The organism is Pseudomonas abietaniphila (assembly GCF_900100795.1).
Classification (GTDB): domain Bacteria; phylum Pseudomonadota; class Gammaproteobacteria; order Pseudomonadales; family Pseudomonadaceae; genus Aquipseudomonas; species Aquipseudomonas abietaniphila.
In genome coordinates, this window is sequence record NZ_FNCO01000001.1 from 31,185 (window position 1) to 45,517 (window position 14,333).

At 61.2% G+C, this 14,333-nt stretch carries 8 protein-coding genes; 6 read left to right on the forward strand and 2 right to left on the reverse strand.

The annotated features are described in order from the left end of the window. Nucleotides 1–108: 108 nt before the first annotated feature. Together BLS87_RS00150 and BLS87_RS00155 are read right to left on the reverse strand one after the other, a co-directional pair. Complete coding sequence (locus BLS87_RS00150) at nucleotides 109–969, reverse strand: CAP domain-containing protein (RefSeq protein ID WP_074749389.1); 861 nt, start codon at nucleotides 967–969, stop codon at nucleotides 109–111. Nucleotides 970–1,235: 266 nt separating this feature from the next. Beyond that, a complete protein-coding gene (locus BLS87_RS00155) occupies nucleotides 1,236–3,362 on the reverse strand; it encodes a cytochrome-c peroxidase (protein WP_074749390.1) in 2,127 nt (708 codons plus the stop codon). Between the two features lie 783 nt (nucleotides 3,363–4,145). On the opposite strand from BLS87_RS00155, the gene yghX reads away from it, so the two are divergent. The 6 genes from yghX to BLS87_RS00185 all read left to right on the forward strand — a co-directional run bounded on the left by yghX (nucleotide 4,146) and on the right by BLS87_RS00185 (nucleotide 14,304). After that, nucleotides 4,146–5,033, forward strand: a complete 888-nt coding sequence (gene yghX / locus BLS87_RS00160) for a YghX family hydrolase (RefSeq protein WP_074749391.1) — start codon at nucleotides 4,146–4,148, stop codon at nucleotides 5,031–5,033. Between the two features lie 660 nt (nucleotides 5,034–5,693). Then, nucleotides 5,694–6,926, forward strand: coding sequence for a non-hydrolyzing UDP-N-acetylglucosamine 2-epimerase (gene wecB / locus BLS87_RS00165; RefSeq protein ID WP_074749392.1), 1,233 nt, complete (start codon nucleotides 5,694–5,696; stop codon nucleotides 6,924–6,926). A gap of 160 nt (nucleotides 6,927–7,086) precedes the next feature. Continuing rightward, entirely contained in the window at nucleotides 7,087–9,303 is a 2,217-nt protein-coding gene (locus tag BLS87_RS00170; RefSeq protein WP_074749393.1) for a cellulose biosynthesis cyclic di-GMP-binding regulatory protein BcsB, read from the forward strand. Between the two features lie 11 nt (nucleotides 9,304–9,314). Next, nucleotides 9,315–11,435, forward strand: a complete 2,121-nt coding sequence (locus BLS87_RS00175) for a glycosyl transferase family protein (protein WP_074749394.1) — start codon at nucleotides 9,315–9,317, stop codon at nucleotides 11,433–11,435. Continuing rightward, nucleotides 11,432–13,423: a bacteriophage N4 adsorption protein A gene (locus tag BLS87_RS00180; protein ID WP_074749395.1), complete on the forward strand. Its 1,992-nt coding sequence runs from the start codon at nucleotides 11,432–11,434 to the stop codon at nucleotides 13,421–13,423. The genes BLS87_RS00175 and BLS87_RS00180 overlap by 4 nt, the downstream gene beginning before the upstream one ends. Before the next feature lie 35 nt (nucleotides 13,424–13,458). After that, nucleotides 13,459–14,304: an alpha-amylase family protein gene (locus tag BLS87_RS00185; RefSeq protein ID WP_074749396.1), complete on the forward strand. Its 846-nt coding sequence runs from the start codon at nucleotides 13,459–13,461 to the stop codon at nucleotides 14,302–14,304. The last annotated feature ends 29 nt before the right edge of the window (nucleotides 14,305–14,333 follow it).

Sequence of the window (14,333 nt, forward strand, 5' to 3'; positions counted from 1 at the left end):
AAACGGAATCCCCGCTCGGGCGCCGGCAAAGCCACCCGGAAAACGAGTTTTCGTACGTTATCATACAACTGTGATGGGCTGGCTAGTGGGAAGTGACGGTAGACGCGATCAAGGGGCGCCGAACAGCATGGTCCAGTAGATGCCCAGATCGCTGCGGGTATTGGTTGCGTAGGCCGCGCCGACCTGAGTGAACATCGGGTTCATCAGGTTGGCGCAGTGACCGGGGCTCGCCAGCCAGCTCTGCATGGCCTGGTTCGGTGAACCCTGACCGGCAGCGATGTTTTCGCCGATCTGCCGCCCGCGATAACCTGCCACCCGCGCGCGGTCCGCCGGCGTGTCGCCATCCGGGTCCTGGTGGGCAAAGTAGTTGTCGTTGGCCATGGCCTTGCTGTGACCTTGGGCGGCAGTGCCCAGCGCGTTGCTCCAGCTCAACGGGCGAGCCGCCGCGAAGCGCCGATAGCCGCACATGCGCGAAGTGGCGCGGGCGGCGTTGACCTGTGCCAGCAACGCCTTGTCCGCCGCGCGCACGTCGGTGAGACGGGCATCCACCAGCGGTTTGGCCAGCACCAGTTGCCATTGCCCGCCCCCATGGCTGATGCCGAGGTCGGCGGCCTGGCTGTCGAGCATCGAATCGCAGTATTCGCGTTGCAGCATGGCGAACGCGGCATCGGCGTCACGTGCGCCGACCAGTTGAATACTCTGAACCGTGGCGGCCTGATAACCCGCCGCCTTCAAGCCTTCGCGCAAGCTGCCGCCATAGCCCACCGGCAGGGCGACGTTGGCCTTCAACGACAGCGGCGGCATTGGCGAAGCGATCCGGCCTTCGCACCGCTGCGGATGCGCCCGATAACTGTTGATGGCTTGCGCCAGTTGTCGCTCGCCGTCGGCAATGGCCGGTGGGGTAACGAGGTAGAGCGAAGCGGCAAGGCTGAGCAGGGCAAAACGAGACAGCTGAACAGGTGGGCGCATGAGGCGGACAGCTCGGGTGATCAAACGGGGAGGTTGCTGAACGGGATTTCGGGGCGCGGATAGGACTGCGGGTTTGCAGACTAGTTGCAGGAGGCAACGAAATTTCATCAATGAGCAGCGGGCGGATGGCTGAGCTAAGTCCTGGGTACACCGGAATCCCCGTGGGAGACGTCCGAGGTTACGAGGGTATGGGCCGCACTTCGGACGAACGCGTTGGGTCATTCAAAACGTATGTACCTGACCCACCGCATCCCCTTACCGGCACCTCACTTCAAATCACTGGCAAATGGCATCAGGGGTCCATCGCTCGGACGGCGGCCCGTGGCCCCGACGGCGTTGAGCATGATTTCCAGGTCTTTCGCCCGTGGCGTGGTGGAGCTGGCGTCCACCGGCCGGACGGTCACGGCGTTCTCGTCACCGACTTCCCCTTGCGCGATCGTCAATGACGGATGATCGAACGGCGCTTGTTCCCACGCTACCCGTGGATCGGTGAGGCCCACTTCCATGAATTTGACCAGTGCGTCTATTTCGCTTGGGGTCAGGTTCAGCGCGGTCATGTCCGGGTCCAGGTTCGAGGCGTTGTGCTGGTTCACACTTGGATGGTCGAACCCGCTGGTATTGCTCGCGTCCTGACCGCGCCGGTCGCCGCCACGGTTGTAGAACTCCACCACTTGCTTGAGCGTCGAGCGGCTGCCGTTATGAAAGTACGGCCCGGTCAGCGCGATGTTGCGCAAGGTCGGTGTCTTGAAGGCACCATCGATCGAGTCGCGGAACCCGACATTAGGCTTGAGCGTCGCATCACACGGAATGGCCGGGCTCAAGGGTGCTTCGAATTTGCACACGTCGACCTCGAACGGGTCCGGCACGCTCAGGCCTTGCAGCAGGGTGTTGTACTGACGGGTGAACGACAGCGGGTTGCCCCAGGCGTCGCTGCCACCCAGCGCCAGGTCTTCCTCGGTCGGGCGCACGCCGGTGTTGTAGAAACCGTTGTCGTAGAGCGTGACCAGGTTGTCGGCCATTACCATCCGTTCAATACGCTCGCGGGGTTCGAGGCGCAGGCGTGTTGCGGCATTGGTCAGCTCGGGCCCGGCGTGACACGCCACGCATTTGCCTTTGCCGGTGAACAGGTTCATGCCCTCAATCTGCTGCGCGTCCATCGCCTGGGTGTTGCCTTGCAGGTAAGCGTCGAGGGGCGTCTGGTCGGACACCAGCGTCGACTCATACAGCTGGATGGCAAGGCCAAAGAACAGCGGGAAATTCGCCTCGATCTGCGCATAGTCGACGCCGCCCAGCGACACCGGCTGCGCGGCGTTCCACAGCCGTGGGTGGAACGCCGCCTTGATCAGGTCGCGGTAGCTGGGACGCCGCACGGCAATCGACGACAACACCGAATCATTGGAGGCGATGCGTTGATGGCTGAGCGCCAATGAGTCCAGCATGCGTCGACCAATGTCGGCAAACGTACGGCCCCCACAGGACATCTCCACCGGGCTGCCGGGCGGGCCGACCGCCTGGGAAGCGGCAGAAGCGTCATTGAGCGCCAGCCTGACTTTGGTCGCCACGGGGTTGCGTTCAGTGGTCACGAAAATGGCGGCGTCGGGGTCGCGATTGCCGAATGGCGAGAAGCCGTTGAACACGTTGTTGGCCCGCCCATCCCAGAAGTTGCGCACGTTGAAGGCGGCGTTGATTACCGTTGGGGCGTTGCGTCCCGTGCTTCGGCGCACGCTGGTCTTGCCAACCGCAAACAACGCGTCGGTTTGCGGGGTGCAGCGGTCGAACCGAGGCTGACGAGGCCTGACGTAGTTGGCTTCGAACACGCCTTGTGAGCCCACTACATCGTCCGAGGAATAAACGATCGCCGAGTTACGGTCCAGCGGATCGGCCAGCACGTGGGTCGGGAAGTCGGCTTTCTTCAGCGTGTAGTTGGGGCCGCCCTTGCCGCCGGACAGGGTGGTGTAGGACGGCACATCCCCCGGGATGTTCGGCGCAATGAACGGTTTGCTGAACAGCGACGCAACGTTGGCGTTGGTGTGGGCCTGACCCGGATTGAGCTGGTTGCTGATGCGGTGATCCACGCCAGCGTGATAGTGACAGGACGCGCAGGCGGTGAAGCCGTCGCTGCCGAAGTCCTGATCCCAGAACATCGCCTTGCCCAAACGAATCGCTGCGTCGCGGTTGAGCACGAAGTCGCCCATCAGGTCGACCTTGCGCCCGCCTTCGGTACCGGAGGGATCGGGCGGCGTCACGCCGCGCATCGATTGCAGCGTGGGGATGTCCGGGCCGGGCGCGACCACTTCCACAGGTGTCGCCGCAGAGGCTAGGGGTATCAACAGGCAACCGGCAATCAGGCCACCCACGAGGGTGCAGGTCAGACGCAGGGATCGAACGCTCATCAGGTGATTCATGATATCGGCACTCTCGGTAAGTGAAGGATTACCGGAACTGTTTGCAGTGTTCTTGTTTAAAAACAGGCCAAAGCAATAGCGGTCCTCGTGAACATCACGTCGACTGAAAGTTGAATGGCGCGGTGCAGACGACAGGTCGGCGCTTACGGTTGCCGATCACGTACTGTCGCGAAGACAGAAGGCTGCTGAGAGTGACAATAGCGCTGCGAGAAAAAAATGGAAGTTATATTTTGAAATAATTTAATGAAGGGGGGGAAGTGTCTATGGAGGTGCATGGAAAGCCCTAAGTGTGGGGGGTGTTCTTCCCCGTTATTGGGGAAGTAACCGGAAAATGGTAAAGCGATTAATAAAAAATTAATATTTTTCAATTGGTTGAGCGATGATGTCTCCGATTGTGGACATTGGCAAACAAATTGCTAAGTGAGGGTGTGGGCTGAGTGTTAACGGGCGGGTGGCGTAATTTTATAGAGACTCGTGCAGTTAAGGTCAGGACAGGTTTTAAAGTAAGCGTTGAGGCGCGCCTATGTAACGAAGTAGCGCTTGTGTGAAATCACACCGCGTCAGCTATTGCCTGTTTATATATAAAGTCATCGCGTTTTTTCGACGGGGCAGGTGGTGATGTGCGACGGCGATCGATCAACCAGCTCTCCTGAATAATCCGCCACCTGCTATCGGGTCAAAACACTGCTTTAATGATTGTTCGTTACCGCGCCACCGAGTCGTAAGGTTCAGGCGCGGTGCCAAGCCGACAATCAATGAGGAAGTGCACAGATGACCCGTCTCACTGCCAAGGATTTCGCCCCTGAATTGCTCGAGCTGTATGACTTCTACGTTCACGGCAAGATCAACCGCCGTGAATTTCTTGATCGGGCGGCGGTGTTCGCCTTGGGTGGACTCACCGCGACCGCGATTCTGTCATCCCTGAGCCCGGATTACGCGCTGGCCGAGCAGGTCGAATTCACCGACCCCGACATCGTCGCCGAGTATATTTCCTATCCATCGCCCAAAGGCCACGGCCAGGTCCGTGGGTATCTGGTGCGGCCAGCCAAGGCCAGCGCGAAAGTACCGGCGGTGCTGGTGGTGCATGAAAACCGTGGCCTCAATCCGTACATCGAAGACGTCGCCCGTCGTGTGGCCAAGGCCGGGTTCGTCGCGTTGGCGCCTGATGGCCTGTCGTCCGTCGGCGGCTACCCGGGCAATGACGACAAGGGCCGAGAGCTGCAGCAGAAGGTTGATCCCGAGAAATTGATGAACGACTTCTTTGCGGCCATCGAATGGCTGATGGCGCACCACGCGTCGACCGGCAAAGTCGGCATCACCGGGTTCTGCTATGGCGGTGGCGTGGCCAATGCGGCGGCCGTTGCCTACCCCGAACTGGCGGCGGCAGTGCCGTTTTACGGCCGGCAACCCAAGGCGGAAGATGTCGCGCGCATCAAGGCACCTTTGCTGCTGCATTACGCGGAGCTCGACAAGCCCATTACCGATGGCTGGCCCGCCTATGAGCAGGCGCTGAAAGCCGCCGGCAAGACCTATCAGGCTTACGTTTACCCCGGGGTCAATCACGGCTTCCACAATGACTCAACGCCACGCTACGACGATGCGGCCGCGCGGTTGGCGTGGGATCGGACCCTGGAGTGGTTCCGCAAATACCTGGCGTAATGCACACCGGCGCCGTCCCCCTGTGGGAGTGTTCGGAGAAAGGCTTTAGCGCCTGTATGACGAGCTAACACGGGTATGTGCAATATTGCTCTGCCCGTTGCGTCATCTCTTCGTCCGTGATGGGCGAAATATTGTTTCACTCTCTGTATACAGTTTCTGTTTATTGTTGAAGTTGTACGCCGTCATTAAGGCTTCCGTGATGATGGGTGTTGGCTTTGGATCCATTATTTAAAAGGTTGATAGCGTGATGTATCTCCATTAGCTGTTCGTGTCGTGGCGACGCGACACAACACTGGCTGCATAAGTTCAAAGCTTTACTCTTCAGCGTAAATTGATGCAAAATCAGCCTCGCGCTGCGGCCCTTGCTCTGCGGGCCTTGCGTTGAAAAAATAGTTCATTGACCTCCCTTATTTGTGAAAGTTTAAAATTTAAGCGATTGATTAAAAAGGTTATAAAATCTTTTGCAATGTGCTGTTTATCTGCTAATAATCGTCCCTGTTTCGGGCACTAAGGACTGCCTCGCTCTCACAATGAAGTGAACATCGAATCATCTCTCCGATTATTGCCGTCCGACCATTAATGACACTTTCGAGCGACTTGCCTGCCGTCGGCACAAGTACGCTGCCGTGCGGCGCATGCAAATGCGCGGGAGGAATATGAATGGCTCGAGCTCATCCAAGACTCAAAGTCCTGTCGATATTTGGTACTCGCCCGGAAGCCATCAAGATGGCCCCGTTGGTGAAGGCGCTCGCCGCTGAACCGGGTATCGATTCGCAGATCTGCATCACCGGTCAGCATCAGAGCATGCTCCAGCAAGTGCTCGATATGTTCGAGCTCAAAGCCGATTACACCCTGGACGTGATGACGCCCGGACAGACCCTCAATACCCTGACCGCTGCGCTGTACGCAGCCATTGATCCGGTGCTTGAGCAGGCACAGCCGGACAAGGTGCTGGTGCACGGCGACACGACGTCGGCGATGGTGGCGGCGATGTCAGCGTTTCATCGGCGGATCCCGGTGGCGCACATCGAAGCGGGTTTGCGTACCGGTGACATTCACCAGCCGTGGCCGGAAGAGATGAACCGTCGCAGCATCGACCTGATCTCCGATCACCTGTTTACGCCCACGTCTGAGTCGCGCCGCAACGTGCTCGGCGAGCGCCTGCAAGGCACCTCGTTCGTGACCGGCAATACCGTGATCGACGCGTTGAAAATGACCGCCGAGCGTATCGACAGTAACCGTCAGTTGCGCGTCGCGCTCGACCGACAGTTCAGCTTCCTTGAGCCCGGGCGCAAAGTGTTGTTGGTGACCGGCCATCGCCGAGAGAATTTCGGCGACGGTTTCCTCGATATCTGCCAGGCGCTGCGGACCCTCGCCAGCCGCGCCGATATTCAGATCGTCTACCCGGTGCACCTCAACCCTAATGTTCTGGGCCCGGTGACCGAGCGTCTGGGCGATTTGCCCAATGTTCATTTGATCAAGCCGCTGGACTACCTCTCGTTCGTGCGCCTGATGCAGCTGGCGCATGTCGTGCTGACCGACTCCGGCGGTGTTCAGGAGGAAGCACCCTCGCTGGGCAAACCCGTGTTGGTCATGCGTGATGTCACCGAGCGCCCGGAAGCCGTGGCCGCAGGCACCGTGCGGCTGGTGGGCACCGATCCGAATGCCATCGTGCGAGGGGTCTGTGCGCTGTTCGATGACGAGCAGTTGTGGCGCATGGCGTCGCGATCGGCGAACCCCTACGGCGACGGCAAAGCGTGCGCGCGCATTGTCGACGCCTTGATGGGTCGCCCCGTGGACGAGTTCGTCGCGCAAACATCGCTCAGGCATCCAGAGCCGAGTGAGGCGCAATGGCCGTCGATCCAACGGCGTTCGGTCGCCAATCTGCATTAGCCACGACCTGAACGTTTCGGCCCGCCCTTTCGAGGGCGAGGTCCTTCCAACTCCCCCGTGGGAGCGGATTCAACGATGAAGACGCCAGATCCGACACTGTCGGCAAAGCGCCTCGCTCCGAGATCTTCCACGCCCTTTGTGTCATAAGAGATTCGTCTGAATGAAGTCTTCCGTTTCCGTTCACCCGGGCGCGTTGCCCGCCCTTGTCTGTGGCATGAGCCTGTTGGCTGTCATGCCCGCTTTCGCCTTGGCTGCCGAGACGCCGCTGAGCCAGGCCATCAGCCGTCTGAATGCCGATACCCGGCAGCAGCGCTCCATCGAGTTGCAGGATCTGGGCATTGATCGACCGATCATTCTCAATGCCTCCGATGCCCGGCGGGAGTTGTACCTGCCGGTGCCTGCGGACGTGCCGCTGACCGACGCGACCCTGCACTTCGACGCCAGTTACCTCAACGGCGAGGCCGGTCGCAACACGCTGTTGCTGTCCCTGGACGGCTACCCGGTCCGCGCGCTCGGGCTCAACGAAGGGGAGGGCGATGCCAGCGCCACGCTGGGCGTGGACAAGGCACCGCGAGACAGCGGTTCGGTGCGCCTAGGCATCGCGTGGTCGTCGATCATTTCCCGCGTGCAATGCGAAGACGACCGCGCCATCGGCAACGTGCTGCGCATCGACCCGCACACCCGCCTGAGTTACAGCTACGATGCCAGTCAGCTGCAGGATGTTGGCGCGGCGTGGAACGCACTGCCCGGCAAACCGGGGATCCTGGTGGCGCCGGGTGCGTTGTCCAGCGCCAGTTATGACGCCGCCTGGCGCCTCGGCGTTGCGTTGGAGAGGATTGGCAAGCAAGCACGCATCGTGCCGTTTCCTTCGGTCAAGGACAGCATCGACCTTGGATCGCTGAACGTTCCCGCCGAGCTGAAACAGATCCCGGCGTTCGCCAGCCTGGACGGCAAAGGCATGCACACGCTGGACGATCCGGCGCAGATCGGCGCGTTGTTGATGTTGGGGCAAACAGACGCACTGAGCGCCGACCTGGCGGTCGGCGATCCGCAGTTGCTCAAGGCGATCAATGATTCTCTGGATGCATTGCAGCGTCAGGTGCAAAGCGCCGATGCCAGTGCGGCGAGCGCCTTCACTCAATGGCGCGAGCGTCATGCCAACGGTGCGCTGAATAACCCAGGGACCGACAATGTGCGTCTGGCGCTGTTGGGCGCACGCCCGGTGCTGATGATCAACCAGGATGCTGCGGGCAAGGCCATCGGTCTGTTCAGCGCCGCATGGAACAAGCTGGCGAAGACACGCCAGTTGACCGTGGGTGAAGAAGCCAACCTGCCACTCAGCGAGGACGGTCGCGTCGCATTGAGCCGTCTGGGCGGCCAGCCAGGCAGCATCGACGTGCTGGCCAAGAGCGACTGGAGCGCCAGTTTTCCCCTTGGTAGCGTGGCATATGACGGTCGCATTCCGACCCGCGCCGCTGTCGATGTAGCGGCCGCTCCGGGCGCCTCCGGCACCTCTCCGGTGGTCAGCCTGTTCCTCAACGATTACCTGATTGGCGCGAAACAACTGGACGCAGACGGCCAGAAGGAGCGCATCGAAGCGCGTATTCCACGTTACGCGCTGGCGGCGCAAAACACCTTGCGCGTGTCTTTTCAGCGTCAGCCGGTGAGTGACCTGTGCCGCGAAACGCCACAGGCCTTTCCGGTTTCCGTGCTGCCGAGCAGCCACATAACGCTGGAAAAGACGGCGCTGGATAACGACTTCTCAGGCATGGCGGCGCGCTTTGCGTCGGGCACAGAAGTGGTGGTGCCGCAGAGCTATTTGGACCGTCCCGCCAGCAGCCTGCCGCAACTGATTCGCATCGCCAGTGCGAGCGGGGTGTCGCCACTGCGCGCCGAGCTGAAGGTGAATGCCGATGCCAAATCTGCCATTGCTCCGGACAAGGCATTTCTCACCTTCGAAGTGCCGGTCAAGGACAGCGATGAAACGGTGCAGGTCGATTACGAGGGGCGTCTGCTGATTCATCACAAGGAGCAAACGTTGCTCGACCTGAAATCGCTCAATCACCTGGCGGCACTGCAAGTGGTCGAATCTGGCAGCCAGCATGGGATGGTCTATCGCACGCTGGGCGGGCAAGCGCCAGACTTCGCGCGGCCCGTGCTGCTTGAGCGCGGCAATGTCACGATTCTGGGCGACAGCGGCGCGTTGACTACCTTCGACGCGAAGGACCCGACCGGCAGCCAGATGATTGACGACCAGGAACCCAAAGGGCTGGATGCCTGGCGCAAACCCTCATTGCTGTGGCTGATTCCGGCAGGCGTGATTGCGTTTCTCGTGTTGCTGCTGACTGGCCGTCGCGCCCGTCGCAATCGCCAGTAACGGGAGCCGCGATGACCTCGCTTTATTGGCCCTATTGGCTGGCTCATTACTACAGCGCGCTGGAGGTCGCGACCATCCTGGTCGCGGCGATCATCCTGGTGTCGAGCCTGGACGATCTGTTCATCGACCTGTGGTACTGGGCACGACGTCTGTACCGCAAGTTCACGGCCGAGCGCCGGTACCGTCCGCTGACTGCAGAGCAGTTGATGGCGCGGGATGAGCAACCACTGGCGATCATGGTGCCTGCGTGGCTGGAATACGATGTGATTGCGCCGATGATCGAGAACATGGTGTCGACGCTGGACTACCAGCATTACGTGGTCTTCGTCGGCACCTACGTCAACGATCAGCGCACCATTGATGAAGTCGAGCGCATGCGTCGGCGCTACAAGCAACTGCATCGCGTGGAAGTGCCCCACGCCGGTCCGACCTGCAAGGCCGACTGCCTCAACTGGGTCATTCAGGCGATCTTTCTGTATGAGCAGACCCACGCGGTGAGCTTCGCCGGCGTCGTGCTGCACGACAGCGAGGACGTGTTACACCCCTTGGAGTTGCGCCTGTTCAACTACCTGTTGCCACGCAAGGACATGATTCAGTTACCGGTCGTGTCGCTGGAGCGTAACTGGTACGAATGGGTGGCAGGCACCTACATGGACGAGTTCGCCGAGTGGCACGGCAAGGACCTGGTGGTGCGCGAAAGCATGACGGACAGCGTGCCGTCCGCCGGTGTCGGCACCTGCTTTTCGCGACGTGCGCTGCAGGTGCTCGCCGATGAAAACCGCAACCAGCCGTTCAACACCGACAGCCTGACCGAGGACTACGACGTCGGCGCGCGGCTGGCGCGTTACGGCATGAGCGCGATCTTCGTGCGCTTCCCGGTGCAGTACCGGGTTTTGCGCAAGTCGTGGTTCCGTGAGCCGTACGAATCGACCCTTGAAATGCCGCTGTGTGTCCGCGAATTCTTCCCGGATACCTTTCGCACGGCGTTCCGTCAAAAGGCTCGCTGGACCCTCGGCATCGGCCTGCAAGGCTGGGAACAGATGGGCTGGACGGGCTCGCTTGCCAACCGCTACCTGCTGTTTCGCGACCGTAAAGGCGTGGTGACTTCGTTTGTAAGCATCATCGCTTACGTAATCCTTATGCAGTTGCTGGCGTTGATCGTCCTGCGCGCCAGTGGACTGTGGAACATCAGCTTTCCAACGCCGTTCGAGAACAACGGGCTGGTCGGCTTTCTGCTGGCGGCCAACGGCGTCGCATTGCTCTGGCGCATGGCGCATCGGTGCTACTTCACCACGATTCTTTACGGTTGGCAGCATGGGCTGTTGTCGATGCCGCGCATGATCGTCGGCAATTTCGTCAACTTCATGGCCGCCGCCCGCGCGTGGCGGCTGTTTCTGGTGGGCAAGTTGCTCAACCGCAAGCTGGTCTGGGACAAGACCATGCATGACTTTCCGTCGACCGATCTGGTGGCGCAAGCGCCTCGCAAGCTGGGGAGCGTGCTGTTGTCCTGGCAGGCAATCAACGACGAAAAGCTGCAAACCGCGCTGCAGCAACAGCAGACGCGACAGTTGCCGTTGGGCCGAATCCTGCTCAGTCACGGCTGGCTCGACGACGAAACCCTGGCGGAAGCCATTGCGTTTCAGAACGACTTGCCGCGGGTGTTCGACCTGGCGGCCAAGGTCCAACCGACATCGATTCTGGCCGACGAATACTGGTTGCGCTGGCGCGTGGTGCCTTTAGCACTGGACAGCCAAGGCCGCCCGGAAATCGCCGTGGCCAGCCCACTGACTGAAGAAGGTTTGCAGCAAATCACGGACCAGATGGGTGCAGAGCCGGTGCAGTTGATTGCCCGGGAAAGCGAGATCATCGAGCAGTTGCGCCGGCTGGACGTGGTGGCGGGTCAACCGCTTTCCGCGGCCACGCCGTTGCTGGGTGACTTGCTCATCGACCAGGGCTTGCTGGATCGCCAGACCTTCAATCGCGCCATGTTGCAGTACCGTCCGCACATTCACGGCCGTATCGGCGATTACCTCGTGGACACCGATGTGTTGTCTCGGGAAACCATCGAGCAGGCCGTGGCGAAGCAGCACAGCCAGTCGGCGTCGAACGCTCAAACGGAGCAACCTTCATGAAGCTCCCTGTATTGCTGCATCGTCACCTGCGTTTGCACCTTGGCTTTGGCCTCGGCGTGCTGCCGCTCCTGTGCCAGGCTCAGGCGCAGCCGCACATCCTGCCGCTGCCGTTGACCGGTCCTGCGTTTGCCATCGCCAACGAGGCCTACAGCGCTTACAACCGTAAGGATTACGACCTCGCGATCGCCAAGGCCCGGGAGGCGCTGCGCCAACGCGACGACGTGGATCAGCTGCGTAAGCTGATCACGTTGGCGGAGCGCGACAAAGACCGCCGGGATCACCCTGAGCGTTACCCGGATGCGCGACCCAAACCGGGTTATCTGGACGGGAACCGTTCGTTGCGCGCGTACGCCAATGGCGACTACGACCGTGCGGCCGGGTTTGCCCGCAAAGCGATCCTCCAGGCGCCGAAAAACCTCGACTACCGGATGATGCTGATCGAGGCGTTGCAGCGTCAGCAGCATCTGGAGGAGGCCGAGGTCGCGATCAACGAGGCGACTCAGGCGGTCGGGCCTCAAGCGGTGCTGGACCGGCGTCTGCAATCGGTCCACGAACAGATTGCCGTGGTCACCGCCGCCAAGGGCTACCAGGCGTTGGCGCGGGGCGATAACGAGGCTGCGGTCAGTTACGCCCGTGACGTGGTGCGGCGTTATCCGGACGAGATCGCCTATCGCCGGTTGCTGGTCAGCGCATTGATCGCGCAGGCGCAATACGCCGATGCACGTTCTGCAGCGACCGAAGCGTTGGCCCTGAAAGGCAATGACGCCACCTTGCTGGCCCAGCGCGGGCAGATGCGGCTGCGTCTGGGCGACAAGCCCGGCGCGCAGCAGGACTTTGCTCAAGCGCTGGCCGTCGGCAACTTGCCGCTGCGCGAACAGGCGTCGTTGTATGCCGCGATGGGCGAGCCGCACGAAGCGCTCGAACGCCTGCAAAAGGCCCGCGATGCCGGTGAGTTGCAGCCGGGCGATGAGGTGCAGATGGCGTATTTCCTGAGTCAGGCCGGTGATGATCGCGCCGCGCTGGGCGTGTTCAAACGCCTGGATCGGCAAAACGGCCTCAAGCCCAAGGAGGTGCAGGACGCGGCGTACACGGCCATGCGCGTGCCCGACGATGTGCAGGCGATTGCCTACTTCAAGCGCGTACTCGATTACCAGCAGACGGGCGATCTGCAGATGCCTGATCAGCAAGTGTTTGACACGCGGCGTGCCGTATCGGATCTGTCGCGGGTCTGGGGCGTGACCAACACCACGACCTACCGCGGCGCCAGTACTACCAACGGCTTGAGCGGTGCGCCGAGCAGCAGTAACGACAGCGTGCAGAACAGCACCGAAGTGTTCTGGCGCCCGGCCGGGTATCGCGACGCACGGTTCGTCGAACTGTACGGGCGCGTGACCGACACGCTGTGGAACAAGGAGAGTGGCAACGACAAAGGGCTGGATGCCTTGCAGGGCGCGGTCGGGGCACGGATCAAACCGTTTTCCGACTACAACGTGATGGCGGCATTCGAGCGCACCTTCCCGCTGGCAGGCTCGAAGGTCGACGGCGACTGGCTGGTGCGGCTGGGCTATGGTTCGAGCATCGGCACCGACCTGCGCGTCGATGTGCCGAGCTGGTGGACCTCTCAGTTCTACGCTGAAGGGGGGCGTTATCTGCAGGACAAACGCAACTACTTCAACAGTGAATGGCAATTGGGTCGCAGTATTCGCCTGGACCGGGTCAGCCCACGGCTGGTCGTCTTTCCGCACGTGGTCGCCGCCGTGGATTACGACTCGAAGATGCACAGTGAAGTCGACGCCCTCGGTCGCAATAAAACCTCTGGCGACAGCGCGGGCGGGGCGGGTGTCGGAGTCGGCGTGCGCTACTGGTTCCGTGAGACCCGGCACAAGGCGCCGCAGTCGTACATCGACTTTTCCGTGCAGTACCGCGAGAAGGTGTTTGGTGACGACAGCGCCCAAGGGGTGTTTGCGCGCATGACGTTTGCCTGGTGACTCAGATCGGGAGGGATGTTTTGGAAAGGCCCGGAATGTCGCGATGGCTGAAAACCTCGTTGGCCGCGCTGCTGGTAGGCGTGATGGGTGTGGCTGTCGATGCGTTGTACGAACTCGGGCAAGGCGCACGACCGAACATTGCGGGCATTGTCTGGCAGCCGGACAACGCGACCGTGGGCATTCAGGGCGAGTGGCAAAAGCTGGGTGCCCATGAATTGCTGGTGCAATGGACCGCGGTGGACGGCCAGGCGTTTGTGCCCGGCAGCGGGTTGCCTGAGGTGCCGGCCTTACCCGATTGGGCGCGCATTGCCAAAGCGCCTTGGGCGCAAGATGTGATCGTTGGGCTGGCAGGGTTCTTCAGTGAAAACCGCTCGCGGGACAACATTGAGGAACTGGCGACGTTGTCCGAGCAGATGGCCCGGGTCAAAACGCCATTGAATGTCACCGGATGGTACTTTCCCGCGGAAGTCGATCCCAGCTGGAGCCGCGCCAAAGAACTGCCCGCGTTGCTCGCCCGCTTGCCGAGGCCGCTGTGGATCAGCGTCTACGACGGTGCCAACATCGGCCCGCAAGCCACGGCTGACTGGCTCAAGTCCTGGCTGCCGGACGACATCGGGGTGTTCTTCCAGGACGGCGTCGGCGTCTACGCGCGCACTGCCCCGGTCGCGCGCACCTATGCCGATGCGCTGCGCAAAACCCTGGGCAAAAACCGCGTGAAGATCATCGTCGAAGCGTTTCGCCCTCAGGTCGGCGGCGGCTTTCGCTCCGCAACGGCCGACGAACTGAAACCCCAGATTGCAGCGTACCGAGGCTACCCGCTGTACCTGTTCGACGGCCCGCATTACGTCACGCCAGACGTGGTGGAAGGGTTGTTGAAGTAACTGAGTGATACCTGCGGTGTGAGGTTGAC